Below are 25,578 nucleotides of genomic sequence, written 5' to 3'. Positions count from 1 at the left end.
TTCACTGTTATCCGCATCCTATTTTCCAGCATCCGATAAGCGTTCTTCCACTCAAAGCTGCCTTGTTGGAGAAACTGGCTCTTACGCCGACTTAGCGGCTCCACATCAGCTTCCTCTTTAAACTTTCCCCCGGTGATATGCTCGGACTGCTCCAGCGGATGAGAAGTAGCAAAAAATGTGCGTAACGGAACAAACCGACCGAAATATCCGTCATTTTCATATTAAAATGCGAGCTTTCCAGCTCCTCCAGCAGATGAAAGCGTTCGCCGCGCATCTGATTAACTTTTTTTGAATGAAGCCGCGATAGATAAAGGATTACGGATAAGCCACACCCTGCGGGCTGCCGGGAAAAGGCGGTCTAAAAAAAGCACCGTATAGTAACGCGGGGATTTGTCGATAACTATATTTGCGTTAGTCCCTTTAAGCAGACCGTTATAGATTTCAAGTGTATACGATCGGGAAGCCTGCTCCAATACATGCGAAGGAACCATACCGTTAAAAATTGCCGGAGGATTCCGGTTCCTCCATAGGGACTCGTTTGTGACTGGGGAAGATCATACAGTCTGAGCAGGAACCACATTTCCTGCGTGGTAAACAAACGGGAGTGGTTTTGCAAGATGGCGGTGACTAGCGAGCTTCCACTTCGGTGGGACACTAAGCAGGAAAACCAGCCCCTCGCCTTGTTTATCAATCAAAGAAACTCCTCCTCTACCTCTGCTCAAGACATTTTGATAGATACATTTCGTAATTTATTATAAATTTATGATACATTTTGTATCTTATCAATCCCTTTGACGGATAATTTCTGTACATGACGCTCATGTTAATCCATAAGTACATCTTCCATGTAAATTTCTCAAGCTAGCTTATAAGAGATTAAAAGAAGGAGCGTAGCGCTATGAGACAAGCTGTTAAAGGCATCATTACCATTGAAGGTCTGGAAATTCCTATTACCAACCCGGATAAACCTCTGTGGCCCGAAGCTGGCGTTACCAAGGCGCTGTATCTTCGCAAGCTTGCGGTGCTGGCCCCTTTTCTGCTCAAATATAGCCACAACCGTTTACTGACTGTCATCCGTTGGCCACACGGCATTCACGGGGATTTTTTTTACCAGAAAAATGCCCCGCAGCCCCGTCCGGACTATATCAAGACTTTCCCGCATGACGGCATTGAATATATGGTACTCGGCACACTGCCACAACTGCTATGGCTCGGCAATCAGGCGGCGCTGGAATTTCACCCATCGCTGCACCAAGCCGGAAGCACGCTGCCGTGTGAATGGATGATTGACCTTGATCCGTCCAGAGAAGTCGAACCACGCATTATGGAAGCGGCGTCCATCGTTGGGGGAGTGCTGGCTTCGCTTGGTTTGGAATCCGTACCCAAAACGTCCGGAGCCACAGGTGTGCAAATTATTGTTCCGATCCGCACAGGCATAACCTTCGATGAGCTTCGCAGCATCGGTCTGCTGGTGGGTCAGTTCGTGACCGAAAAGCACCCGCATCTGTTCACACTGGAACGGTTAAAAAAGGATCGGGGAACCGCTATCTATTTTGATTATTTGCAGCATTATCAAGGAAAAACCCTGGCCGCTCCCTATACCCCGCGGGCACGCCCTGGCGCTACGGTATCCACCCCACTGACATGGGACGAGGTACGACAAAATGTATCGCCGCTTGACTATCATTTGCTAAATATTGAGGAACGGCTAAATCAGGTAGGCGACCTGATTGCCAAGGTCCCTCCCCAGCCCATCGAAGATGTTCTAAAGCATATGCGCGCCAAATAAAAAAGGGCGAACTCCACAGCCGTAAAATCGGCCAAGGAATCGTCCCCTTGCGCTAGTGTATTCCTTTTTTCTTGAAGCGTCCGCCCTTCACATCATGAATGTTCCCAATCGCCACAAAGGCATGTGGGTCCCAATCTTCAACGATGTTCTTCAGCTTCGCTTCTTCCAGACGGGTGATGACGACGAAAATGACTTTCCTGCTTTCGCCTGTAAAGCCACCCTCACCTTCCAGATAAGTTACGCCCCGTCCAAGACGGTCCGTCAGGGCATCCCCGATGTCGCGGTATTTTTCACTGATAATCCAGACCGATTTGGACTGGTCCAGACCTTCGATGGTAATATCAATCATTTTCATCGCAATATAATAAGCAATCATGGAATACAAGGCATTCGGCCAACCGAATACAAAGCCTGCGCTGCCCAGAATGAAGATGTTCACGAAAAGTACGATCTCACCGACCGAAAAAGGAGTTTTTTCACTGACGAGAATAGCTACGATCTCTGTTCCATCCAACGAGCCGCCGGACCGGATGACAAGACCTACCCCAACGCCGAGAATGACACCGCCAAAGATTGCGCCGAGCAGCGGTTCGCCAGGGGTCAACGCACTTACATTGTGAAGTAACGCGGTTCCGATGGACATCACGATAATGCCGAATAATGTGGATAAAGCGAAGGTTTTACCGATTTGCTTGTAGCCGATAATCAAAAAAGGAAGGTTCAACAGGGTCAGGAAAATGCCGAGCGGATAGCCAGTAATCTTGGAGGCCATAATGGAAATACCTGTGACCCCACCGTCGATAACGCCGTTAGGAACCAGGAATATTTCGAGGCCTACTGCCATGAGCGCTGCACCGAAAATAATCATGGCCGCACGCTGAAACAGGCGTTTTGCATTATTTCTAGGATTGGCTGGAATTTTGCTGATCTTGGTCAACTCTCCGGTCACATCTGTGATCTCAGACAGATTTTGGACTTCCTTGCCCAACACACTCATATATAAATCCCCCCATTACAGTATGGTATATTGGGTCAAAAAAGGGGCTGCGGTCCGCAGTCCCTTCTCCTTTACCGCGCTTGTGTTATATGAATACTATACCATAAAACCGTGATTTTGCGCAAAAAAGTTAGCAAAAAGCACATAAATCTCAATAAAGCCGGATTATATTGATAAAAACGGCGAAAACCGCCTTTAAAGGAGCGGAGAGAGCATGCGAGTCAGAATTTCAGCTGTTTTCTGTACTCGTGGCCGTCTGCGGAACACCTTTAAATCAATATGCGAGGAGTTGGACAGGTCCTCTTCAAAATCGGCCGACAGGTGTTCCAGCGCTGACCGGGCAAAGAGTACAGCGGTCAACTCAAAATTATAGAAAAAGCTGCGCATGTCCATATTGGCGGTCCCGACCGAGCCGAGCAAATCATCCACAATAACGACTTTGGTGTGAATAAATCCTTTACGGTATTGATAGAACTCCACACCCGCCTCCAACAGCTCTTGTACATAGGACAGAGACGCCAGATGCACCAGCTTTGAATCCGATTTGTATGGAATAATAATCCGCACATCGACACCACTAACCGCCGCCAGCTTAAGTGCCTCATAAATCCCCGGATCGGGAATAAAATACGGCGTGGTAATCCAGATCCGCTTCTTGGCAACCGCCAGCGCACCAAAGCACAGTTCCTGAATTGTATCCCATACCTGATCGGGGCCGCTGCTCAAAATCTGTACTTCCTCATCTCCTTCACAGGTATGAGGCGGAAATAAATTCTCATCCATCAGCCGTTCCCCGGAGGCCAGCTTCCAGTCGCTCAGAAATGCATTTTGCAGAAAATAGACGCTATCTCCTTCAATCTGCAAATGCGTATCCCGCCAAAATCCCACCTTGGGGTATTTGCCGAGGTAATCGTCACCCACATTGATTCCTCCAACAAACCCGATCCGTCCGTCCACCACTACGATTTTACGGTGATTCCGGTAGTTAATCCGGCGATCCAGCGTGGCGAAAAACGGAGGCAGAAAATAATGAAACTCTACACCTGCCTCACTACAGGCACGAATAAAGGAATAGGGCAGATTGTAGCTCCCCACGCCGTCCACAACGAATCGAACCTTCACACCCTCACGCGCCTTGCGAATCATCACTTCCTGAAACTGGGTACCGATGTCGTCCGCCCGAAATATGTAAAACTCCACATGAATATGATGCTGCGCCCGTTCCATCGCTGTCAGCATTGCCTTGAAGGTCTCCTCCCCATTCGTTAGCACACGCGTGCGATTGCAGCCGGTCAACGGATTTTCCGACATGCGGATGAGCTGGTTAAACAGACGCTCCTGGTGCTTGAAATGAGGATTGTGCATTTGTTCCACATTCTCAATCACCTTCGATTGCGACCACAGGCGCTCGCGAAATTCACGAAATAGCTGTGATCCTCCTTTTCGCACCATTTTGCGCTTCTTATAATCCTGTGCAACAAAGTAGTACACGACAAAGCCAATGAGTGGGAAGCAGAACAAAATAGATAGCCAGGCTACCGCTTTGGCCGGCTTGCGAAATTCAAAGAGCAGGATCGTCCCGGTCTGAAAAATAAAAACAATTAAAATCAACAGCAACCACAGCATGTCTCAGCCTCCTTATAGATCTATGTTTTATACCAAGCTCCAAATTTTTTGACATGTTTGCCCCTTAAGCTGAATAGATAGTAACCAAGCACTATAGGATCGATGTCCGGAAAGGAGCGATTATGAAAAAAGGAAGCCTACATCGCCGGATGACCTTGCTCGTCATTCGGGATGCACAGCAACCGCCCAAGCAGCTACAATGCTCTACAGCCGCTGTCATTCTCGTCCCCACCCTTGTGATCGCGTCCATTTCTACACTCGTGATCGGGCTGCAAATCCGTTCTTCCCATATCATTTCCCAAATGGAAACGAATCTTGCTGTCCAGAGTTTGCAGATGGAGGTTACGGTAGCGGACAAGGATGCAGCAATCGGGCGACTACGCCGCGAAGTCATGAAGCTGACGAATCAGGCCACCAGTATTCGCGAACGCCTCCAGCGCGTAACGGAGCTGGAGCAGCAAATGCAACAATTTATCCGTAAACACGGAAAATCCTCTGCCACCAGTAGCAGCAAAGCGTCCATGACCCCACTCTCCTGGGATGCCTCCGGTCATACCGGGGGCGAATTGATTACAGTTCATGAAAATACAGCCATGCTTACTCGTCAAGCCATGGATGATTTTCAGAAAATCGAATCCCTGCTGGACACGGTAGAGCGCACGGTTCCCCGCTCTATTCAGCAGGCAAACGCCGTACAGCAGAACCTTGAGCAGAAGCAAGCTGCACAGTTGCTCCAGACCCGCAGACTGGCGCTTGCCGAACAGGGCAAGCCTTCGGCCTGGCCTGTAGGTTCGCGCCGGATGGCCTCCAGCTTCGGCTATCGCAGCGATCCGTTTACGGGCAAATCGGCTTTCCATTCGGGCGTGGATATTGCTGGACAAACGGGTGATCCCGTCTATGCAGCAGGGGCGGGCACCGTGCTGGAGGCAGCTTCCGGCGGGGCACGGGGCAATTGTATTATCATCCAGCATCCTGACGGGCTCCAGTCCTGGTATATGCACCTGAGCGGTATGCAGGTGACTCCGGGGGATCGAGTCCGTAAAGGACAGACCATCGGCCTGCTGGGAAGTACGGGAAGAAGCACGGGATCTCATCTTCATTTTCAGATCGTCAAGCATAGTCAGCCTGTCGATCCGTTACTCTATGTACAATAAAGGATTGGAGGAAAACAACATGTTCAAGGACTCCAAAAAAAAGCTGTCCACTCCTGCGACCGATACGCTGTTGGCTAACGGCACCAGCTTTGAAGGTACGATTGAGGCTGAGGCCAATATTCGAATTGATGGCCATTTTCAGGGCGATATCCGCAGCACTCGCGCCGTCGTGATCGGGGAATCTGCTGTCGTACGTTCGGATATCGTCGCACGAGACGTCATCCTTGCCGGCAAGGTATTCGGCAGCATCACCACAGAGGGACGACTGACGATCACGCCTACGGGCGAGCTGTACGGCAAGGTAGCCGCCGCCGCGCTGGTCATCTCCGAAGGCGGCGTACTGGAAGGTACGAGTCAGATGATCCGAACGAAAGACGCAAAACCGTCTGCTTCAATTGACGATTCTGATCTTGTATCACAATCCGGTACTCGCAAAGGCAGGGATACCAGTCAAGCAACCTTGCAATCAGAGTCGGGATAATTCCATTTACTCCATCCTATCCTCCATTCATTCCACCATATGACATGTATGATACCAGCTTAACCGAAGAATCGGACAGGGTTGAAAAAGCTTCATTCAACGTATCCGACAGTCGTGACAGCGGATCTTCACCCTCTTTAAATGCAAATCGACAGACCCTATTGATTGATTCTTGCTGAAAATAGGTTGCAATATACCCCGGCACGCAGAATCTGTAGTGGTAATTGTATAGATACAGCGCCAAAAGGACGTGCAAATGGATAGCCATTTAACACGTCCTTTTGGCGCTTCTTTCAGGATATTGTGGAATCCTCATGATGAAAATCAGATCGAATCAGAGGATCGGGTTTAGGTTGAAACATCCCGTTTTACAAAAACCACCCAAGCAATTGCGATAAAAACTACATAATAGGCGGCCAACACGGTGAGCGAAAAGGTCAAACCAGAACTTACCGTACCCGGCGGCATATCGAGATATTTTTTCAGGTCCATATGCGTAAATAGCACGTATTTGGTCCATGCATAGCGATCTGTACTAAACAAACCGATTGAATTATAGATTGTTTTGGTGAACATCATGAACAGAGACAGGCCAATCGCCAAGGCGCTGGAACGAAAAACAGCGGACAGCATAAAAGCAAAGGCGATGGTCACGAATAAAGCAATATAGCTGTACAAGAAATTCAGTGTTACATAAGATATCGAATCACTGAACGGTGGAATCGAACCGACTGGCGTATCTTTGGATAACATCAGCCAAGAGGACAGCGTAACCATCGCAATTAAAATGAACGTTCCGAGCAGACTGAACAGAATGACTGATATATATTTGGACAAAAGAATTTTGCTGCGGGTCCAAGGGCGGATAAGCAGCAGCTTGATGGTTCCCCATGTAAATTCACCCGCCACGGAATCAGCCGCTACAATGACCGTAAACGTCGTATTGAGGAAAAATGTAAACATCACCGTCAACACGATACCATCCCACACGTTGACCTGATCGGAAACAAGGGCAATCAGCATCGGAATCACAGCCGTAATGACCGCCAGCAGCCCTAGCATAATCCACGTCCGTACACGCAAGTAAATTTTAAGATTTTCGTTATGTACCAGCCTGAAGAAGTCAGCCAATGGACCCGCCTCCCGTCACTTCCAAAAATTGATCTTCCAACGTACGGGCCACCGGGCGAATCGCATATACCTTGACTCCGTTTGCAGCCAGAAGACTGTTCATGTCTGCTATTTGCTCCCGCTCCAGATGCAGCAGCAGTTGGTTACCTTCGACGCGTCCTGCTCCGGCAAGCGCATAGGCCTGCTGGATATCATTCACTTCAAAAGCAATTTCCGCCGTCTGGGCCTCTCCACCTGTGCTCTTTAGCTGCTTGATGTCAATCAGCCGACCGTTTTGGATAATGGCGACACGGTCGCACATCAGCTCCATTTCGGACAACAAATGACTCGATACGAATACTGTAATTCCCTCGCTCCGGCTCAACTGCCGCAAATAATCCCGCAGTTCGCGTATTCCCTGCGGGTCCAGACCGTTGGTCGGTTCATCCAGCACGAGCAGCTTCGGTCGATGCAAGATAGCCTGTGCAACCCCGAGTCTCTGCCGCATTCCGAGCGAGTAGGTTTTGACTTTATTGTGAATCCGGTTTCCGAGTCCTACCAGTCGGATCGCCTCATCTATGCGCTCCTTGGTCACCCCCGGCGACATTCTCGCAAAATACTGCAAATTTTGATAGCCTGTCAGAAACTTGTACATTTCCGGGTTCTCGACAATTGCACCGATGTGGGAAACTGCCTTTTCAAAATCGGTTTTGATGCTGTCTCCACAAATATGGATATCGCCCTTGCTGATCGAAATCAGGCCAACCATCATACGGATGGTGGTTGTTTTTCCCGCACCGTTCGGTCCGAGGAAACCAAATACCTGCCCCGCTGGAACCTCCAGCGTCAGATCGTCCACAATCGCTTTTGAGGAAATGATTTTACTCGCACCCTCCATACGTATGACGGGAGGCTGTCCTGTCACTTGCTGCATACTATGAAACTCCTTCCATCCGGAGTGAAGCTCTTTTCTATTTTTCTGTTCATTTCCGGTTTTGGAAGTATTGTACCATATTTAACGCAGACCCAGCCATAACAGCCCACATATCAATGCAAAATACAGCAGCTTGCGACGAACGCAGAAGCCGTTCTTCTTCTGAACAGCACAAATCGCCCCTTCCCTCAGTTGGACATTCTACTGGATTACTCTACAGATGTATGTGGGATATGTAAGCGGTATAAGCACCAGACCCATCATCAATAGTGTAGCAGCCCGCTTATAATGAAGCCATCCGGAAAGGGCAGCAATGGCGGCGTATCCATTAAAATCACATCATAATGCTCCTTCAGCTCAGCCATTAGAGCATTCATTCTGCGGGAACTGAGCATTTCGGACGGATTCGTCGGAGTAGGCCCGGCTGTAATGGCATACAGATGATCGATCCCGGTTTCCTGAACCACATCCTGCCATGGCTGCTGGTTGGCAAGGACCCGCGTCAGACCGGTATGATTACGCAAGCCGAACATGTGATGCAAAGAAGAGCGGCGCAAATCCATGTCCATGACGAGCACCTTTTTCCCCTCTTGCGCATACGTTACAGCCAAATTGCTAATCGTGACCGTCCTGCCTTCACCCGCCTGAGCTGACGCCACCATCATAACCTCAATCGGCTCGTCTATAGAGGAAAACTGGATGTTCGTGCGAAGCATGCGGTACTCCTCCGAAACGGAAGATTGGGCATGCAGGGATGTGACGAGCTGGTTATTGATTAATCGCGGCATATTGTCCTTAACCTACCTGTTTGGGAGTTGTGGTGGATCCGCCGGAACGTTTGTCTTCTTTTTTCATTTTCGTAATCAGGGACAGGATAGGCAGGCCGAGTTCTTTCTTAACCTCCTCTTCATTTTTAAAGGTATCGTCCAGCACTTCCAGCAAAAACGCCAAGCCTATACCCAGCAGCAAGGAGGCGGTAAAAGCAATAAGCATCTGTATAGCAGAATTACTGTTCACGGGAACAGCCGGTTCAGTCAGGCTGGCTTCGCTTAGAATCGTGACATTGTCCATTTTCATGATAGAGGGAATTTGGCGTTTGAATACTTTGGCTACCGCATTTACGGTTTTGACAGCCTTCGTATACGATAAATCGCGGATTGTTAAATCCATGACCTGTGAATCACCTGCAGTGTTTACTCTTAATTTCTGCGTCAGAGCTGACGGAGTGACCTTGAGATCGGGGAAGCTGGCGACCACCTGGTCCATAATTGCCGAGGACATCATAATTTGCTTATAGGCGCTCGTTAAGGCTATATTCGTTTGAACGACACTGTAATCGACGACACCCGCACGATCCGGCCTTGGCGCCTGGTTGATAATAAGCTTTGCTGTCGCTTCATAAACCTGAGGGGTAAAATATACATGTTTCACGCCCATCACAGCACATACCAACAATACGATACCGCCAATCAATCCTATTCTTTTTCGGATCATACGAATGTACTCTTTCAGCTGCACAAGACCAGTCCTCTCTGATTGACTTGTTTTCGATGTGATAACGCTTGTACTGATCCTCTGCATACCGGGGAAAAGAACGATGCATGAGCCTCTAATCTATAGTAAAATGTTATATAATAGCGCATAGAAGATCTAGCCAGCGAATAAGCACAAATGCTTATTCGCTGGCCTGTTAAGGTATATAAACCATGACATACGTGAAAACTACCAAATATAGATACGTTATGTGACTTTTTTTAACTTATACAACTAATTTATGATACGTATTGTATCTTTTCAAGCGTAAATTTGCAACTTTCTTAACCTTGCACTCAGGAGGAATATCAGATGAATTATGGCACCCGTATCGCTGAATTACGGGAATATAAGGAATTAAAACAAGAGGAACTAGCGCAAGCCCTCGGAATTACACGAGCGGCTCTTTCTCATTATGAAAGAAACCGGCGCAAGCCAGATTTTGAGATACTGACCAAGCTTGCAGACATTTTCGGGGTATCCATTGATTACTTGGTAGGTCGCACTAGTCATCCGGCAGCGATTTTGGATTCAGATGTGAGGCAATTTGTGGATCAGTTGGAGTTGTCCGATGAAGATATCCTGCAACGTTTTAATTTGACCATTGACGGACGAACTTTGTCTGAGGAAGAAGCCAAGCGTTTTATCGCGTTTGTCCGCATGGAACGAATGATGGAATAAAGAAGGGTGCGAGCCAGTTCACTCCTGTTTTAAGCAGTGCCGGCAACTGGTATTTTACACGTTCTTATCCTTCCGGCCCTTGGTTCCGCCAGCTTCGCTCTGTAGACATTGCGGCATCGTGATACCGCATTGAAGCAAAATATCCCGGATCTCCAAGTGGACGACAGGTTTGTCTGCTTTCCGTGCGTTGTTTCGTAGAAGAGGGCTGTCCATCCCTGATTCTGTCTCCTTGTTCATTCGGCACTAACCTCACTTTATCATTCTTGGTTACCGGAAAGAGAATCCTTACAAACCATGTATGTATTGTTATGAGCAGAACTATTATATATGAATACATGCCTGCAATGTTGTCGTCTTATGGCGAGAAAATGAAAAGATTTTCGTGTTTTTTTCTAAAATATACGCAATGATCTGCCAAATCAGAACGATTTACAGGTAAAAAAAAGAACCTGTCAGGTTCTTCTTTCTCTTAATAGGTTCTTTGGCACTCTGTTTTCGGTTCCATGTAAGGTATTCTTCGACTTTGACCCTACTCTGTATCTGTCCTGATTAAGTGACCTTGGCCGCCGGGGATACCTGGGTGCCCCCGGTCGCTCGGACTTTGTAGACGTAGTGACTTCCGACTTTCACGGTGTGGTCCGTATACGTGCTTCCCGCTACTTCCGAGGCAATCACCTGATACGCCCCGTCTGTCCCGTCCGCACGCAGCACATCATAGGCGGATACGCCTTTTGCCTGAAGCCAATCAATCTTTACCGCGTCTTCCTGAACAGCGGCGGCCTTCACCTCTGTAGGGGCCGAAGCTACGGCCTGATTTGTACTTTTCAGTTTCAGAATGTATTGCACTGACTCGCCGGGACCCAGCTTTTCTTGAAAATCAAGGGCAGGCGAAGCCTTGAGCCCTGATATGGAACGCTGTGCCTGGCTGTACGTAGAGCCGGCTCCGAAGCGTTCCCCCGTGTACAAACCAGCCTTCGGCATCGTCACCCGTACACGAATCGTCTGTGCTGTGGATTCGAAATTCACCAGATTCACCAGCAATTTGTCCGAGGTGGCGCCACTGCCAGCTAGCGGTTTCAGTTTGGATGTATCCACTGCACGGACATAGACCATCCTATCCTTCGTTTCCTCCGGATTCAGTACCTTATAAGTCAATGGGTTTCCGTGTGTAGCATAAGCCAGACTCAAGCGTCTCATGATGTTTACACGGCTGTCCTGCCCTTGTCCGAACGGATAAATTTCCGTATGCGCCGGATTGTGATTTCGCAGGTCAAAGCCGTTTTTAAACAGCGCGTAGTCCCTATAAAAAGCAGCATGCTGGATAAATATATCGGTAAAGCCGATCTGCGAACGCATAATCCGGTCGAACGCTGCTGCTTGTGGCTGACTGGCCCCGTAATCAGGGTTGTCCCGATGCGTATCGTTCGTACCAAACTCCGTATTCAGCATCTTCTTCTTCAGCCCGTTGCTCGAACCGCCGAAAGTTTTCAGATTTTGAACGAAGCTGCCTCCATCCTCTTCATTATACGATTCGCCGTAGGCGTGCCCGTTAGTCAGGTCGGTGACATCCTCCACCTGTTTACGTTGTGCGGGGTCCCGCTCCCATCCATCCGGATCGCCGCATTTCAGCCTAACTCCGGCTTGGTTTTTACATGCCTTGGTCGAATACTTCGGCCAGTAGGCCCAGCCCGGCGCTACCGTTTTGAGATGCGGCACCAATTGCTTACCTTCCGTATTCAGCCACTTGGCCACGGCCAGATCGACCGCTTTCGAGCGATTAAACAATCCCGGTTCATTATCCACTTCATAATATTGCAGATATGAACCATATTTTTTTGCATAATCACGCAATTTTTGCTTGGCCGTCTCTGGCAGGGAGCCGTCTTTTTGCAGCTTGATATCGCCCGTATATAAATACAAAGCCGACGATTGCATATTATACTGCTTCAACGTTTGGTAGTAATCTCCCACGTCTGTGCATGCCTTGTTCACATTACTGGCACAAGTGACTCTCATGACATTGCCGCTATATGCAATTCCCAGCCATTTTAGAACGTATGGTAAATGTTTAACTGCACCCTGATCATAATAAAATTCTTTATTGTTCACATTCGTCCCGGTCAGTATATATTTACCGTGTATCGGCTCGTTCGCAGGTGAAGCTAACGTCTCCAAGCTCAAGTCATCCCAAGTCCACCACACATTTTCATCTTCAGCAGATGAGCAGTATAAGCAGCGTGCTGCCTTTAGCTTGAGTACGTTAATACCGCTTTGCAATTGCTCTTTGGGTATATACAGCTCGTAGTTGTTTTTGAAATTATATGCACTGCCTGTGCCGGAAACCCCGACAACCTGAATGATACCGGACAACTGATGATTTGAAAATACAGCCATTTGGGGAACGGCTTTGCCCGCATCCAAAATCCGTACACGGAATATAACCCCGTAAGGAGGAACCTGACCCAGCTTGTACTGGAGGGTCAGTTCAGGATTCGTGGACGCATTTAAACCCGGAGAGATATCTCCACTGCTGAGCAATACCGGAGCCGTTGTACTCTCTGCTATGGACATCGCTGACGATGTTTCTTTAGCAGACGACTCGGTAGGGGCCGCAGAAATAATGACTTTGCCCTTACCGACCACACCTTTAAATTCGGCTGAAGAGTCATCCTGCTGACCGAGCTTCCATACCAGACTGGCCGCCGCTACTTTATCCGTCTGAAGTTTTTCACTCTTTGAAGGCGTATGAATAAACCAGGCGATCATCGCCATAGCTGTGGCCCCCAGTAGCCCGGCCAATACTACTATATACCTTTGGGTCAACCATTTTTTCATTATTGTGTTTCACCCTTTCTCCTCGAAATTTTGGGTGGGAAAGGAGTATATATCAGGGAAGAAACAAAGCGTTGCCGGGAATCACCACTTTCGCTTCATGCTGACTTTCCCACATCAGACGTGCCATTGCGTCGCCTTTTTCATCATAATATTCAACTTTCAGATCTACCATTTTGCCTGCTTGCAAGGTAATGCTGCCCTTGCGTTCGGTCCAGCTTTGTTTGAACCAGCTATCAATAATCAGCTTGCCGTCTACCCATACACGAATACCATCATCAGATATCGTGGTAAACGTATAGGTCTCACTATATTGCGGATTGATTTTGCCCGTCCAGCGGACCGAGAACTGGTCAGCCTTCACCTCGGGATCAGGCGAGGCGGCGCGCCAGTTATAGTCCAGCTTACTGTCCGTGCGAACCAAAACGGCGGTGCCGTCTAGATTCATGCTGTTATAATATTCACCCCGCAGTCCGTTTGTGTGGACTATATCCGAAACAGATGGGGGAACGGTCACTACTGGCGGTGCCGGGATAGGATCGCTTTGTCCCTCGTCCGGTAAGGTCGGTACATCTGTCACGGGCTGTTGAAAGGCTGCCAGCCCTTTTTTCACATCATCTCGCGTTAAGCTCCTCGGATCATTCATATAATCCTGAATTTGATCCGTTGTATTATTCTCGGTCAGCATATTGCCCCAAGTCATGGAATACACCCATTTGGGCTGAGCCTGCATTACCTCGGGACTGGGCACCTCACCTTGTTCCCCAATGGCAATCGGCTTATTCTGTGCCAATCCGAGCAGTCCTTCATAATGACTTTGCTTAAAATCATTGTTGTAGATGTCTACAGCCAAGATATCCACTTTGTCATCCCCCGGATATTTCGGGGTATATGGGACAGTGTACGAATTAGGAGCGTTCGGACTCCATACCCACAGGAGATTGTTCAGTTGATGCGTGTTTACAAAACGGTCATACATAATATTCCACAGCTGATTAAAATTATTTTTGTTTCCCCACCAGAACCAGCCACCGTTCATTTCGTGGTAAGGTCTCCATAATACTGGAACGCCCGCATCACGAAGCTGCTTTAACGATACAGCGGCCTTATCCAGATCGGCAATGAGAAGATTATATTGCGTAGTACCTGGCGTCACGTATTTATTGAACTCCTCCTGGCTTACTTTCGCCTGCACATTGGCCCAAGTCAGTGGTTTACCCGGCAGCGGTTCATGATAAGTCATCGTAACTATGCCGCCAGCTTTACTCCAACGTATAGCGCTATCGACGACATTTTTACGTTGTGCTGCCTCCGTAGCGGCGGACTGACCAGAGATGGCTCCCATCTCGTAGCCATGTACACCAGCATATGCATTACTGATTTCTTGGACTCTGTTACTGAATTCATCCGGACTTTCCAAATAATCATGCTGACCGGTGACTGTTTTTTCCCCCGAGATGCTGAGTAAATAGCTGTATAGTTCTCGGGCCTGAGTAGAAGCGTTCGAATTAACAGGTTGTAATATAGCGGCATTCGCCACGAACAGAGATTCACCAAAACCGACGGGCAACAAAGAAAAAAGTATAACAAAAGGGAGTACATGACGTATCAGTCGATATAGAGGAATAAAATTAAATCTCACTTTTGCTCTTCCTTTCGGTAGCCAGGCTGCCATCCTTATAGAAGGCCCTTTAGCTTTGCGTACCTACCTTTCGACAGGGCTGCATTTATCGTTGGAAGGAGTTTGGATTCCTTCTTATCCTAAATATCGACTCTTTTTTGCCAAAATTTAATAGCTCATGTTCATGAATTTACATATTTTCGCGTATTTTCGACAGTTTGTGCTAAAAAACTTCATATAATGGCCTTTTATCACCTTTACGAAATAGTTATGAAATAAACTGGTGACGGGAAATTTCATCCCAATCCATGCAAAAGCGGACAATATCCTCTTCGACCAGCTCAGAACCTGTCTGTACCTCGATCAATTCCACATCCGTCACGGCCAAAATGCTATGCTTCGTCCCTTCTGGAATGCGAACCACATCACCAGCCTTCACCTTATGCAGCTTTTCATTCAAAATAATTTCTGCTTCACCGCTAATAATGGTCCAAATTTCACTCCGTTTGAAATGAAGCTGGTAGCTGATATTTTTCCCTTGCAGCACACGGATTCGCTTGGTCAATACCTCGTTGCCCTCGTCATACTTCACATAATCCACTACCCGATAATGCCCCCAACGGCGCTCTTCGTACATTGGACGCTGATTATGAGCCTTGAGCACTTCCTTGATGCGCGGGCTTTCCGCCTTATTGGTCACAAGGATGCCATCCGGGCTGGCGGCTACGATCAGATCATTCGTTCCGATGATCGCCACGGGAATGTCCAGTTCGTTGATCAGGCTCGTATTGACGCAATCTTTCGTTACCACACCTCTACCCACTTGCTGATGGGACATTTCTTCCGTTAGGGTGTTCCAGGTACCCAAATCCTTCCAAAATCCATCATACGGAAGAACAACGATTTCCTTCTCCTTCTCGACTACCTCGTAGTCAAAGCTGATTTTTTCCAGGGAAGCGTATTGCTTTTGCATTTCTTCATAGTTCAGCGGCAATCCTTGGGATGCCAAGATATCGAGCAAGTAACCCAATTTGAATGCAAAAACCCCGCAGTTCCATAGAGCATCGCGTTCAATCAGACGCTCCGCCTGCTCCCGGTCGGGTTTCTCTTGAAAATGGCTCACTTCACGATAGCCTGTGCTACCTTGGGTGGCATCGTTTTTCGGAATAATATAACCATATTTCTCAGATGGATAGGAAGGGACGACCCCAATTAATGCAAGCTTGCCCCCACTCTCCTGAAGTGTGTGCTCCAACTGGGCGACTGTACCAAAGAAAGCTTCATCCACATAAGGATCTACAGGCAATATAGCAATAATTTCATCAGGCGAAACACCAGCGATGGAATATAGATAGGTTGCTGTCAGCGCAATGGCGGGAAAGGTATCTCTGCGTTCCGGCTCAACGATGATGCGTGTATCCTGCCCAACCTGACTTTGAATCATTTCGACCTGCGCTCTCCCTGTTGCAATGAACGAGGATTCAGACAAGCCGTTATCCCCCAGTTGTCTCCACACCCGTTGCACCATCGATTCCGAAATCCCCTCCGGGCTCTCCAGTACCTTCAAAAATTGTTTGGAACGGGAATCGTTGGATAAAGGCCATAATCTTTTACCGGAACCACCAGACAAAAGTACGAGCTTCATAACTCTCCACTTCCTCTCTAATTTGGGTTAGGTGATCGGATGGGGCAAGGTTGAGTAGCCCGCTACGGGATGGATTTGATCTTACGATCGCTTCGCTTCTCCAGATTCAAATCCATCCCTGCGCTACTCAAATATGCATCATGCCGATCATACCGTGTATTGCAAAAGGCACGACCGGACAATTCAAGTCCGGTCAGCCTGTCAAGACGCTCACGGGCTTGCCTACCGTGCTTGCGGGCTTCAAGTAACGTTCAGCCCTGCCACGCCGAGATTGCCTTCGGCAATCGCAATGGCGTCCTTGCTCAGAAGGAGCAGCATAGCGCAATCACATGACAGCCTTGCTCCACAGGAGCTTCGCGGCTCAGCCGCATGGTAGCCTAATCCGCAGGAGCGGCGCGGTACAGCCGCGAGGCGCTTTGATCGTAAGGAGCGGCTTCAACTGTGCCGCTCCTTACGATACGCCCTTCCTGCTCCCACCCCATAAGGTGGGAGGTTAAAAATCGTGACTCCATGTGGTAAAAGCAGCGGAGCGGGCAGAATTGTTCTGAAGAAGCGTTAGCGTTTGCCTTTATCCCCGGATTTTAACCTTTGAATGTTTTACCCAATCAAGAAAATCCGGGGGTAACAGCAATCGGAAGAACAATCTGCACGCGCAGCGCCTCCAACAGCACCATAGTCACTTTTTAATGTTTCACTTTTAAATCCGTCACTTTTAAGCTTCAACCTTATCTCTGTTCCACCCACTCATCCGCGGACGACCCACGGAATAGTATTCCAGCCCGGAGCCTTGAATCTGCTCCTCTGTAAATACGTTACGACCGTCAATTAGGACTTGCTTGTGCAGAATGGAAGCCAGTTGTACGAGATTGACGTTTTTGAACTCTTCCCAATCGGTCAGCAGGCAGACCGCGTCGCTTCCTTCGGCAGCTTGCTGTGGGGATGAGCACCATACAATACTCGGATGATCCACGCGCTCCTTGAATTTTTCCATTGCAATCGGATCATACAGCTTCACAATAGCACCTGCCTGGATGAGCGTTTCGACGATTTCCAGTGCCGGAGCCTCACGGATATCGTCTGTATTGGGCTTGAAGGCCAAGCCCCAAATGCCAATTGGCACGCCATGCAGCTGACCCAGCGATTCGCGTAGCTTGGATACGATCATGAAACGCTGGTCGGTGTTAACTTCGACCACCGATTTTAACAACTTAAATTCATAGTCTACGTTGCCCGCAATTTGGATGAGCGCATTCGTGTCTTTCGGGAAGCAAGAGCCGCCGTACCCGATCCCAGCTTGCAGGAAAGAGGACCCGATTCGTTTGTCCAACCCCATACCGTCAGCCACACAGGTAACATCCGCGCCTACCTTTTCGCAAATATTGGCGATTTCGTTGATAAAAGAGATTTTGGTCGCCAGAAATGCGTTGGACGCGTATTTGATCATCTCTGCACTGCGGATATCCGTTACATAAATTTTATCCGTGAACACCTGATGCAACGAAACCATCGTTTCACGCAGCCCCGTGTTGTCCAAACCGATAATGATGCGATCTGGATGGAGTGTATCATTGATAGCAGAGCCTTCTCTCAAAAATTCCGGAGCGGATACAATATCGAAGGAAAAACTCGTATGACGTGCCAGCACATCCTTGATCTTTTCGTTCGTTCCGACAGGCACCGTGCTCTTGGTCATAATAATTTTATACCCGTTTATGGCTTTTCCGACCTCAGCAGCCGCCTGCTCAATGTAGGACAGATTCGCTTCGCCGTTAGCCAGAGAAGGCGTACCCACCGCCAAAATAACGATATCCGAGCGGCGAACCGCGTCGGCCAAATCCGAAGTAAACTCCAAACGACCCGCTTCCAGATTTAACGCGATCAATTCCTCAATGCCAGGTTCATAAATAGGAGATTCCGCCCGGTTCAGCATGTCGATTTTATGCTGCTCTAGATCGACACAAATCACCTCATTACCTTTATGTGCAAAACACACGCCCGAGACGAGCCCAACATATCCAGTACCGATTACAGCCAGCTTCATTCCATTCATCCTCCTTTTAGAAAGTTCACATAGGCTTGTTCCACATACTTTTTGAAATGATCCTTAAACGTATCTTCATCAAATTTGCGTGCATGGCTAATGATACCGTCCACATCCCATGCATGCTGCTCGACCTTGGCGACCGCCTCCAGCACATCCTCTACCTGATGTGTGCGGAAAAATACACCATTCACATGAGGAACAATGGTATCCAGCGCTCCCCCGCCCTGATAAGCGATAACAGGCCGTCCTGCTGCGTTCGCCTCCAGAGGCGTGATACCGAAGTCCTCTTCCCCCGGAAAAACGAGCGCACGGCATTCTGCCATTAGCTTGTTGACCTCTTCGTCTTCAAGCCTGCCAAGAAACTCAATGTTCGGGGAAGCCATGCCTTCCAGCCTTTTACGATCCGGTCCTTCACCGACAATGCGCAGCTTGAGACCATTGCGCTTGAATGCCTCAATCGCCAGGTCAACGCGCTTGTAGGACACTAACCGGGATACGATCAGGTAATAATCACCGATGCTTGTAGCGCGTTTGAAACGGGATGTATTAACAGGAGGGAAAATAACATCCGACTCCCGTTGGTAATAGTGCAGAATTCTCTGTTTGACGACCGAAGAGTTGGCGACAAATTGGTTTACGTTGCGAGAAGTTTTGGCATCCCATGTTTTCAACCGATTCATGTAAAGCTTTAGCATACTTTTGAGCAGGTTGGATTTGGACTGCCGGGCCATATATGTATCGTAATCCCAGGCAAACCGCATCGGTGTGTGACAGTAACAAATGTGAAACGTATGTTTCGGTACCTGGATGCTTTTCATAAATGCGCTGCTGGAGCTTAGAACAATGTCGAAATCCCTAAAATCTAAATCACGGATAGCGATGGGGTACAGCGGCAGCACTCCTTTGAAATTGGCCTTCACCCCCGGGATGTTCTGTAGCCAGGTGGCTCTAATATCTGCATCCTTCAAGTTGTTCGACAGGCGGTCGTCGCTGAACACCGTTGTGAAGATTGGAGCCTCCGGATACATATCGTGGAATACCTCTACCACCCTTTCCGCTCCGCCCATCTGGATTAAGTAATCGTGTGCTATCGCTATTTTCATCTTAATCATCCTTTAACGCGAATGTCGGTCAGATTCCTGCCAACAAACCCTTATAGTAATGAACTATATCCTTAACCGTGTTCTCGATAACAAAATGCTTCTTGACCCGTTCCCTCCCTTTATCGCCCATGTGCTGACGTTCCTGTGGATGCTCCAGCATCCAGCGGATGGCTTCTTCCAGCTTGACCGGATCACCCGGTTCAATAAGCAACCCGGTTTCGTTCGGTACGACGGTTTCCTTGGGCCCACCCTCATTCGAAGCAATCACCGGCAGACCTGCGGCCATGCCTTCAATAATGACCTGCCCGAACGGCTCCGGTGTGATGGAGGTGTGAATGAGCAGATCACAACGCTGCATCAAGCCCTGAATGTCATCGACGTGTCCAAGTAAATTGACGTTGTCTAATCCGTATTCGCGCATCGTGGATTCCAGACGGCGTTTGTATTCCTCTTCGCCGAATAGCGCATCTCCAGCCAGCCAAAATTTCACACGCTTATCCGGTAAAAAAGAGCGCGCCGCTTCCAGTAAAATATGCTGCCCCTTCCACTCTGCCAGTCTGCCGACCAATACAACGTTAAACGAGTCATCGTCACGTGAATTTGCAGTCACATCACGAGCCGTAATCGCCTGCGCAAATGCCGAGTAGACGACGAGCGTCTTTTTGTCTGGGGGCAGCTCCAGCGCACTCAGCGTGGACTTGGAATTGGCAATGACGCCGTTGGGCAAAAAGCGGGACATCAGCCGAATGCCTTTGGCTACAATCGGCTTCAGGTACGGCGGGCCGATATGGTCACGGATATGCCAGATCAATGGCACCTTCGCTGACTTCGCGGCTACTGCGCCGTAGAACGCCGACTTGAGCGAGTTCGTGTGAACACACACAACCTTTTCCTCGCGCAGCAAAGGCGCAAGCCTTTTCCCATAGGCCAACAGTCGGTAGGCTGCCGCAGGGGCGCCCAGATTGACGGCATTTCGCCCACGGTTGCGAATGGAATCATCCAGCGGAACGATACGAACATCAATGTCACGTTGCCGAAGGCGATCTGCCAAATCCCCTTCCTCCGCCAAAATGACGAGCGGGTCGATATATTCCCCGATGTTCGTCAGTATGTTATACAACGCGACTTCGCCGCCGCTCCATCTTGCCGTGTGGTCAATATATGCTATTCTCAGCATTTTGCCGCCGCCTTTCTGTCAAGAGCCTGCCGGAACACGTCTTCCACCTGCTCCGCCACATGTGCCCACGTATATTTGCTCAGGACATGGTCCCTGCATTCCCGTGCGTTGGGAAGGGCTTCGCGGTTATTCAGCACACGCAACAGTCCTTCCGCAATGGCTTCGCTGTCCGTTCCCCGGAACAACAGCTCCGGACGGAATCCACTTAAAATTTCCTTGTTGCCGCCTACAGGAGTCGCCATGACCGGCACCCCCGAGGCCATCGCCTCCACCGTAATCAGGCCGAAGCCCTCCAGTGCCTGTGTCGGCACAACGAACATATTCGATGCCTGATGATACAGGGGAAGTTCTTCATCCGATACATATCCAAGCAATCTCACATGATTATGAAGATTGTATTCTGCCACCTTGGAAGCCAGTTCCTCCATCAGAGGTCCCTTCCCGCCAATCAACAGCAGATGATCAGGATGACGCTCGGTTACCCGCCGCCATGCTTCCAGCAGTTGCAGCAGTCCCATTCGGTTAACAAGACGACGGACGGTCAGCACAATCGTCGCATTCTGTGGCAAATTCAGCCGTTCCCGCACCGTCCCTCGATCCTCTGCCGGATGGAACCTCTCTACATTCGCTGCACCGGGAATGATATGGATTTTGCTGAGTGGAACCTTATAATGCTCATGCAAAATATCCCGGAAGGTTTCGCTCAACACTACAAATTTGTCCGCCAGACCATAAGCCTTCATTTCAATGGATTTGGCCAACGTCGTTTTCAGCAGATGCTTGAGACCTTGCCCTTCAATCTTCATTTCCTCTGTCCATGGGCCGTGGAAGGTGGTGACTACCGGAATCCCTCGTTTTTTCGCCTCCAGCGCCGGTCCGACACCATAGGGGGCAAAATGGGAGTACAGCACATCTATCGGCTGCTTGTCGAACAGCGTTGCTGCATATTTTCGCATCAGCTCTCGACGCTTCCAGATGGATTGCTGTTTGCTGCCAATCGAATGAATTCGAATACTGTCAGGCACTTGCGGCTTCTCATCGCTACAGATTAAAGCATCCAGCGTATTTTGTTCCGCCAGTTGCTCACAGATGGATTTGAAGTAGGTGTTTAAACCACCGGGCTGCAAGGACGGCCAACTAAGCCCTGTTGCTGCAATGCGAAATCCGTTATTGTACAACATAGCTGGTTTCTCCTTTCTGCTCGGTCTGTTCGTCTTTCACAATCTCTATTTTTTTCCGCCGCTTCGTCAGCTCATAATGCTTGAAGCAGACCAGAAACTCGTACATCACCCAAAAGACCGCTACTGCAAAACCTGCTAATCCCTTGCGGTATAAGCCTTGGACAAAATACTTTTGCACAAAGCGGGCTGGAGGCCGCAACAACAGCCTAGTAATTCGAAAGGATCTGCCTTTGTTAAATGCCGTCTCCGCTTCGAGGTCTGTGTACTTGTTAAAACGGGTCATATGATCATTGATGCTGCGGAAGCCGTAGTGCCATAACACACCCTCCAGATTGACGATCTGGGAAGAGGCTACATCCGGCATTTCATGAACAAGACTATTTGTAATGCCATAAATACGCCGATTGTACAGACGAACCAAATACTCGCCTTTGTTCATCCATTTGCCCAGAAAATCACCAATTCGAAACACAGAGTATGCTTTGGCCGGATCATGGAGCGTTTCCTTGACCTTCAACAAATCTCCAAGAAGCTCCGCATCTACCACCTCGTCCGTATCAATCAGGAAAATCCAATCAAATTTGGCTTTTTCAACACCAAACATGCGCTGCTTCGCATAACCGGGCCACGGATTGGAAAACACCCGACAGCCCAATGATTCAGCTACCTGAATCGTATTGTCCTTGCTCCCACCGTCAATGACGACGATATCGTCCGCAAAGGGCTTGCAGGATTTAATGGCGGCTGTGATCCGAGTTCCATCATCCTGAGCGATAATAACTACGGATAATCGGTTGTCCTTGGGAACGCTAGACATGTGGTTCATTAGGGGGGGCCTCCTTCTTTATCTAACCGTTAACTGGCTTTTTCCTGATGTAGTGTGACATCGTTGATCGAAGCCATTGAATATCTTGTTTGGAAATAAGCAGTCTCGGAATTTTCATTTTCAGAACGAATTTAACATTACATAAAATGAAAACGAACCGTAGAATCCCCGAAGACAGCATCGCTATCCCTGCACCCGTCAGGCCGTATCTCGGAACGAGTATAGACAGCAATGGTATGACGAGCGCCAATCCGACACCCTGTAGGATGGTAACCAGCTTGGGCTTACCCAGCGCCATGAATTGCTGTGCCAGCACCATGGTTCCTCCGCTAATAGCAACCTCAAGCACCAGTAACCGGAACACCGTAAGCGCTTGTTTAAACTCCTGACCATATAGCAATGTAAATACGAACGGAGCAATCAGCATCAGCATCATGGCAGCCAGAATCGTTGCTGTTGAAGTCACCCGAAATGCCCGGAATGTTATTGCAACCGCGTCCTCCTTGTTTAACCCAGAGGCTTTGGGAAAGAGCACGACGATAATCGAGGTTGAAAATACATTCACCATCCGGGCCAGACTGACCGCTACCGCATATAAGCCGAGATCAGCCGGTCTGAGCAGACCTGCAATTAGGATCTGGTCGATATAATAAGAAACCTGCCCCATGAGATCGTTCCCGTATGAACCCATACCGTAGGTAAAGAGATTTTTGAATTGCGTCCAGCTGTTCTTCACCTTCGGTTTGTACAGCCGAATCATTCGAATCGTAACACCGATATAAATCGGCATCCCCGGCAGCAAATACGCCAGCGCAGAAGTATACGGATTCATATGACCCGTCAGGATCAAGATCGCCAGACCCAGCAGCGTACTCAGCGGTACCAGATACCGGAACAAATTGTACTGCTTGTATTCCGACCGGACCTGAAGCAATGCATTATTGATCTGTGAGATCGCAATAAGCGGACACATCATCATGGAGCATTGCGCGAACAGGATGACCGATGAAGAAAAGGAGCGCAGCCAATAAGGAATCAGGAACACGCCGATGAGTGTCGCCAAGCCCCCGAACATCGTCGCCAGTAGCAAGGCGAGGCCGTACAGCTTGCCCGTTTCCTCCGGGTTCCTTTTCGCATTGTAAATCAACGCGGACGGGACACCGAAGCTCATGCAGAAGGCGAGAAATTGGGACCAGTTCACCATCGCGGTCTGTTCCCCGCGTCCGGTAGGACCCAGGAATCGGGCCGTCAGCACGCCAGTCAGCATGTTCACGACGAGAATCAGCATGCTGAATATCATCGTTTTGACTGCTGCCGAGCTGCTATCCTTGCTTTTGGCAAAGTGAACCACCGTGGACCATAGTGTCCGGACAGGTGCGGATAATGTTTGTAAGTTTTGCACAGCCTTTACCTTCTTTCCGCGATGACATCTTTTGCCCACAGTCCTATTCCGATCATCATCCAGATCAGATAGCCGCGCATACCGGGAAAACCGTTATCCGATATGAGACTGGCTACAGCTCCGGCCCACGTAGCCAGCGCCAGTCTGATATAAGGCTGACTGGAATCTCGCTCGGCAATGCGGACGAGAAGGCGCTTGATGATAACGATCAGACCACCGAAGAAAAAGAATGCTCCGCAAATACCGAAGGTGAGGAAAATAGCAATATAGCCATTATCCATAATTCCAAGTTCACCGAGATCGCCGCCATTATCAAGTTTGGTTCCGATTCCTACGCTCCCGATCCCCTGCCCCACCGGGTTACCGACAATGGCGGGAATCATCGTATGCAGCAAATCCAAGCGTTCGTTGTACGAATGGTCCTGTTGAATATCCGTCAACGTTTGCATGCGGGCCACCAGACCTTCTGCTCCCGGTAGCTTCGGAACAATGATGTAGAGAAGGAGACCAACGACAGCAAGTTGAAACAAGGTTTTCCACTTGCCCTTAGAGGATGAAGTGAGAATATAAGCCAGCAGCATAACGAATGCAATGAGCCAGGCCGAACGTACCAGCGTGATCAAAAGACAAACAACCGTCAGCAGGACTCCAATCCATCCCAATGTGCCGCGCCACCGTTTTTCCATCAGCATGGGTACAAGCGCCATTGCGAGGAAAATAGCACAGGGACCAGGCGAGTTCATCGAAGAGAAAACTCTGATTTGAAGCGGCTCTGGTAAACCAATAGAATTCATCTCTACGTTATTCATCCAAAACGCATCCCAAGGAGGCACCGTCAAATACTGAATAATGCCGTAAATCGCCACGAGAACGGCAATGTTGGCAAATGAATACAGCAGACGATCCAGCTGTTTCGCTTTCATGGGCTTAATCGCAAGATAAGGCAGAAGTAGCAAAGGAATCACATAGTTGGCTAAATCATAGGCAAAAACGATACCATTTTTGAACAAGCCGACCGCACTTCCATAGGCCAGTTCAATACCAAAAAACACAAGAATCCGGGTCAATGGCTTTTCCGCCTGATGAATGCCGCGCAGCACGGGAATAATCAACATACTGCTTACCAGCAAGGGTGCCAAGCTTAGCAAGGACACCGAGTGATACGTTCCCTCCAGCCAGTCCGCAATGCGCCGGATTTCCGGTCCTACTGCCCATACCGTGAGTGTGTACGGAATCAGCATCCGCGATTGAATGATCGCCAGCAAAAAGGCCGGAAAAACGAGCGCCAGCAATGTGGCTCCTTGCTGGCTCATGGTGGGATTCATCTTGGCGCTGACAAATCCGATGGCGAGTGGCAGCATACAAGCCAGCACTCCCATACCGATTCCACGCCGATTTCCTAACCAAACGGAAACCTGCTGATCTGCCAGCCGACTCATATT

23 protein-coding genes and 1 riboswitch are annotated in these 25,578 nt (G+C 49.0%); of the genes, 5 read left to right on the top strand and 18 right to left on the bottom strand.

Annotated elements, in window-relative coordinates; genetic code table 11:
• Window positions 1-91: 91 nt before the first annotated feature.
• Window positions 92-274, bottom strand: a complete 183-nt coding sequence (locus tag ACWGOO_RS08360; protein WP_452482407.1) for a hypothetical protein — start codon at window positions 272-274, stop codon at window positions 92-94.
• A 624-nt stretch (window positions 275-898) separates the two neighbouring features.
• Here ACWGOO_RS08360 and ligD point away from each other — a divergent pair.
• On the top strand, window positions 899-1,789 hold the full coding sequence (gene ligD, locus ACWGOO_RS08355; protein ID WP_452482405.1) for a non-homologous end-joining DNA ligase: 891 nt from the start codon (window positions 899-901) through the stop codon (window positions 1,787-1,789).
• A gap of 52 nt (window positions 1,790-1,841) precedes the next feature.
• Here the strand turns inward: ligD and ACWGOO_RS08350 are convergent, their stop codons facing one another.
• Both ACWGOO_RS08350 and cls read right to left on the bottom strand, forming a co-directional pair.
• Window positions 1,842-2,786 (bottom strand): YitT family protein, encoded by a 945-nt coding sequence (locus ACWGOO_RS08350; RefSeq protein WP_452482404.1) that lies wholly within the window; start codon window positions 2,784-2,786, stop codon window positions 1,842-1,844.
• Between the two features lie 195 nt (window positions 2,787-2,981).
• The gene (gene cls, locus ACWGOO_RS08345) at window positions 2,982-4,412 is read right to left on the bottom strand and encodes a cardiolipin synthase (RefSeq protein ID WP_452482403.1); all 1,431 of its coding nucleotides are present in this window, start codon (window positions 4,410-4,412) and stop codon (window positions 2,982-2,984) included.
• Between the two features lie 122 nt (window positions 4,413-4,534).
• Here cls and ACWGOO_RS08340 point away from each other — a divergent pair, with 122 nt between their 5' ends.
• Together ACWGOO_RS08340 and ACWGOO_RS08335 are read left to right on the top strand one after the other, a co-directional pair.
• Window positions 4,535-5,566: a M23 family metallopeptidase gene (locus ACWGOO_RS08340; RefSeq protein ID WP_452482401.1), complete on the top strand. Its 1,032-nt coding sequence runs from the start codon at window positions 4,535-4,537 to the stop codon at window positions 5,564-5,566.
• Between the two features lie 19 nt (window positions 5,567-5,585).
• A complete protein-coding gene (locus ACWGOO_RS08335) occupies window positions 5,586-6,047 on the top strand; it encodes a bactofilin family protein (protein WP_452482399.1) in 462 nt (153 codons plus the stop codon).
• 348 nt (window positions 6,048-6,395) lie between these two features.
• Here ACWGOO_RS08335 and ACWGOO_RS08330 read toward each other — a convergent pair whose 3' ends face one another.
• From ACWGOO_RS08330 to ACWGOO_RS08315, 4 genes are all read right to left on the bottom strand, one after another.
• Window positions 6,396-7,178, bottom strand: coding sequence for an ABC transporter permease (locus tag ACWGOO_RS08330; protein WP_452482397.1), 783 nt, complete (start codon window positions 7,176-7,178; stop codon window positions 6,396-6,398).
• A complete protein-coding gene (locus ACWGOO_RS08325) occupies window positions 7,171-8,091 on the bottom strand; it encodes an ABC transporter ATP-binding protein (protein WP_452482395.1) in 921 nt (306 codons plus the stop codon). Before ACWGOO_RS08325 ends, ACWGOO_RS08330 begins: the two co-directional genes overlap by 8 nt.
• Window positions 8,092-8,354: 263 nt before the next feature.
• Complete coding sequence (locus tag ACWGOO_RS08320) at window positions 8,355-8,879, bottom strand: CpsD/CapB family tyrosine-protein kinase (protein WP_452482393.1); 525 nt, start codon at window positions 8,877-8,879, stop codon at window positions 8,355-8,357.
• Window positions 8,880-8,886: 7 nt separating this feature from the next.
• Window positions 8,887-9,609: a YveK family protein gene (locus ACWGOO_RS08315; protein WP_452482391.1), complete on the bottom strand. Its 723-nt coding sequence runs from the start codon at window positions 9,607-9,609 to the stop codon at window positions 8,887-8,889.
• Window positions 9,610-9,936: 327 nt separating this feature from the next.
• On the opposite strand from ACWGOO_RS08315, the gene ACWGOO_RS08310 reads away from it, so the two are divergent.
• Complete coding sequence (locus tag ACWGOO_RS08310) at window positions 9,937-10,305, top strand: helix-turn-helix domain-containing protein (RefSeq protein WP_452482389.1); 369 nt, start codon at window positions 9,937-9,939, stop codon at window positions 10,303-10,305.
• 54 nt (window positions 10,306-10,359) lie between these two features.
• On the opposite strand, the gene ACWGOO_RS08305 is transcribed toward ACWGOO_RS08310, so the two are convergent.
• The 4 genes from ACWGOO_RS08305 to ACWGOO_RS08290 all read right to left on the bottom strand — a co-directional run bounded on the left by ACWGOO_RS08305 (window position 10,360) and on the right by ACWGOO_RS08290 (window position 16,403).
• A complete protein-coding gene (locus ACWGOO_RS08305) occupies window positions 10,360-10,542 on the bottom strand; it encodes a hypothetical protein (RefSeq protein ID WP_452482387.1) in 183 nt (60 codons plus the stop codon).
• 312 nt (window positions 10,543-10,854) lie between these two features.
• Window positions 10,855-13,143: a hypothetical protein gene (locus tag ACWGOO_RS08300; RefSeq protein WP_452482503.1), complete on the bottom strand. Its 2,289-nt coding sequence runs from the start codon at window positions 13,141-13,143 to the stop codon at window positions 10,855-10,857.
• A 49-nt stretch (window positions 13,144-13,192) separates the two neighbouring features.
• Window positions 13,193-14,779: a glycosyl hydrolase gene (locus ACWGOO_RS08295; protein ID WP_452482385.1), complete on the bottom strand. Its 1,587-nt coding sequence runs from the start codon at window positions 14,777-14,779 to the stop codon at window positions 13,193-13,195.
• A gap of 13 nt (window positions 14,780-14,792) precedes the next feature.
• A riboswitch (cyclic di-GMP riboswitch) is annotated at window positions 14,793-14,873 on the bottom strand.
• Between the two features lie 153 nt (window positions 14,874-15,026).
• Window positions 15,027-16,403, bottom strand: a complete 1,377-nt coding sequence (locus tag ACWGOO_RS08290; protein WP_452482383.1) for a sugar phosphate nucleotidyltransferase — start codon at window positions 16,401-16,403, stop codon at window positions 15,027-15,029.
• Between the two features lie 50 nt (window positions 16,404-16,453).
• On the opposite strand from ACWGOO_RS08290, the gene ACWGOO_RS08285 reads away from it, so the two are divergent.
• Entirely contained in the window at window positions 16,454-16,651 is a 198-nt protein-coding gene (locus tag ACWGOO_RS08285; protein ID WP_452482381.1) for a hypothetical protein, read from the top strand.
• Between the two features lie 464 nt (window positions 16,652-17,115).
• Here the strand turns inward: ACWGOO_RS08285 and ACWGOO_RS08280 are convergent, their stop codons facing one another.
• Genes ACWGOO_RS08280 through ACWGOO_RS08250 form a run of 7 tightly spaced genes read right to left on the bottom strand, consistent with a single transcriptional unit; the run spans window position 17,116 to window position 25,575 of the window.
• Window positions 17,116-18,444, bottom strand: a complete 1,329-nt coding sequence (locus ACWGOO_RS08280; protein WP_452482379.1) for a UDP-glucose dehydrogenase family protein — start codon at window positions 18,442-18,444, stop codon at window positions 17,116-17,118.
• Window positions 18,445-18,449: 5 nt separating this feature from the next.
• Complete coding sequence (locus ACWGOO_RS08275) at window positions 18,450-19,550, bottom strand: glycosyltransferase (RefSeq protein ID WP_452482377.1); 1,101 nt, start codon at window positions 19,548-19,550, stop codon at window positions 18,450-18,452.
• 28 nt (window positions 19,551-19,578) lie between these two features.
• A complete protein-coding gene (locus tag ACWGOO_RS08270) occupies window positions 19,579-20,727 on the bottom strand; it encodes a glycosyltransferase family 4 protein (RefSeq protein WP_452482375.1) in 1,149 nt (382 codons plus the stop codon).
• Window positions 20,721-21,908: a glycosyltransferase family 4 protein gene (locus ACWGOO_RS08265; RefSeq protein WP_452482373.1), complete on the bottom strand. Its 1,188-nt coding sequence runs from the start codon at window positions 21,906-21,908 to the stop codon at window positions 20,721-20,723. The genes ACWGOO_RS08270 and ACWGOO_RS08265 overlap by 7 nt, the downstream gene beginning before the upstream one ends.
• Window positions 21,895-22,734 carry a glycosyltransferase family 2 protein gene (locus tag ACWGOO_RS08260; RefSeq protein ID WP_452482371.1) on the bottom strand — a complete coding sequence of 280 codons (840 nt, stop codon included), beginning with the start codon at window positions 22,732-22,734 and terminating at the stop codon, window positions 21,895-21,897. Before ACWGOO_RS08260 ends, ACWGOO_RS08265 begins: the two co-directional genes overlap by 14 nt.
• Window positions 22,735-22,756: 22 nt before the next feature.
• Window positions 22,757-24,136: a lipopolysaccharide biosynthesis protein gene (locus ACWGOO_RS08255; protein WP_452482369.1), complete on the bottom strand. Its 1,380-nt coding sequence runs from the start codon at window positions 24,134-24,136 to the stop codon at window positions 22,757-22,759.
• Between the two features lie 5 nt (window positions 24,137-24,141).
• Complete coding sequence (locus ACWGOO_RS08250; RefSeq protein WP_452482367.1) at window positions 24,142-25,575, bottom strand: O-antigen ligase family protein; 1,434 nt, start codon at window positions 25,573-25,575, stop codon at window positions 24,142-24,144.
• Window positions 25,576-25,578 lie beyond the last annotated feature (3 nt).

This window comes from Paenibacillus sp. NPDC055715 (assembly GCF_053617595.1).
The sequence above is the reverse complement of the archived record's forward strand: the minus strand, read 5'-3'. Positions and strand labels throughout refer to the sequence as shown.

Coding starts and splice junctions, on each gene's coding strand:
- ACWGOO_RS08360 (WP_452482407.1), bottom strand. CDS start 274: ATGCGCGGCGAACGCTTTCATCTGCTGGAGGAGCTGGAAAGCTCGCAT.
- ligD (WP_452482405.1), top strand. CDS start 899: ATGAGACAAGCTGTTAAAGGCATCATTACCATTGAAGGTCTGGAAATT.
- ACWGOO_RS08350 (WP_452482404.1), bottom strand. CDS start 2,786: ATGAGTGTGTTGGGCAAGGAAGTCCAAAATCTGTCTGAGATCACAGAT.
- cls (WP_452482403.1), bottom strand. CDS start 4,412: ATGCTGTGGTTGCTGTTGATTTTAATTGTTTTTATTTTTCAGACCGGG.
- ACWGOO_RS08340 (WP_452482401.1), top strand. CDS start 4,535: ATGAAAAAAGGAAGCCTACATCGCCGGATGACCTTGCTCGTCATTCGG.
- ACWGOO_RS08335 (WP_452482399.1), top strand. CDS start 5,586: ATGTTCAAGGACTCCAAAAAAAAGCTGTCCACTCCTGCGACCGATACG.
- ACWGOO_RS08325 (WP_452482395.1), bottom strand. CDS start 8,091: ATGCAGCAAGTGACAGGACAGCCTCCCGTCATACGTATGGAGGGTGCG.
- ACWGOO_RS08320 (WP_452482393.1), bottom strand. CDS start 8,879: ATGCCGCGATTAATCAATAACCAGCTCGTCACATCCCTGCATGCCCAA.
- ACWGOO_RS08310 (WP_452482389.1), top strand. CDS start 9,937: ATGAATTATGGCACCCGTATCGCTGAATTACGGGAATATAAGGAATTA.
- ACWGOO_RS08305 (WP_452482387.1), bottom strand. CDS start 10,542: ATGAACAAGGAGACAGAATCAGGGATGGACAGCCCTCTTCTACGAAAC.
- ACWGOO_RS08290 (WP_452482383.1), bottom strand. CDS start 16,403: ATGAAGCTCGTACTTTTGTCTGGTGGTTCCGGTAAAAGATTATGGCCT.
- ACWGOO_RS08280 (WP_452482379.1), bottom strand. CDS start 18,444: ATGAAGCTGGCTGTAATCGGTACTGGATATGTTGGGCTCGTCTCGGGC.
- ACWGOO_RS08275 (WP_452482377.1), bottom strand. CDS start 19,550: ATGAAAATAGCGATAGCACACGATTACTTAATCCAGATGGGCGGAGCG.
- ACWGOO_RS08270 (WP_452482375.1), bottom strand. CDS start 20,727: ATGCTGAGAATAGCATATATTGACCACACGGCAAGATGGAGCGGCGGC.
- ACWGOO_RS08265 (WP_452482373.1), bottom strand. CDS start 21,908: ATGTTGTACAATAACGGATTTCGCATTGCAGCAACAGGGCTTAGTTGG.
- ACWGOO_RS08260 (WP_452482371.1), bottom strand. CDS start 22,734: ATGAACCACATGTCTAGCGTTCCCAAGGACAACCGATTATCCGTAGTT.
- ACWGOO_RS08250 (WP_452482367.1), bottom strand. CDS start 25,575: ATGAGTCGGCTGGCAGATCAGCAGGTTTCCGTTTGGTTAGGAAATCGG.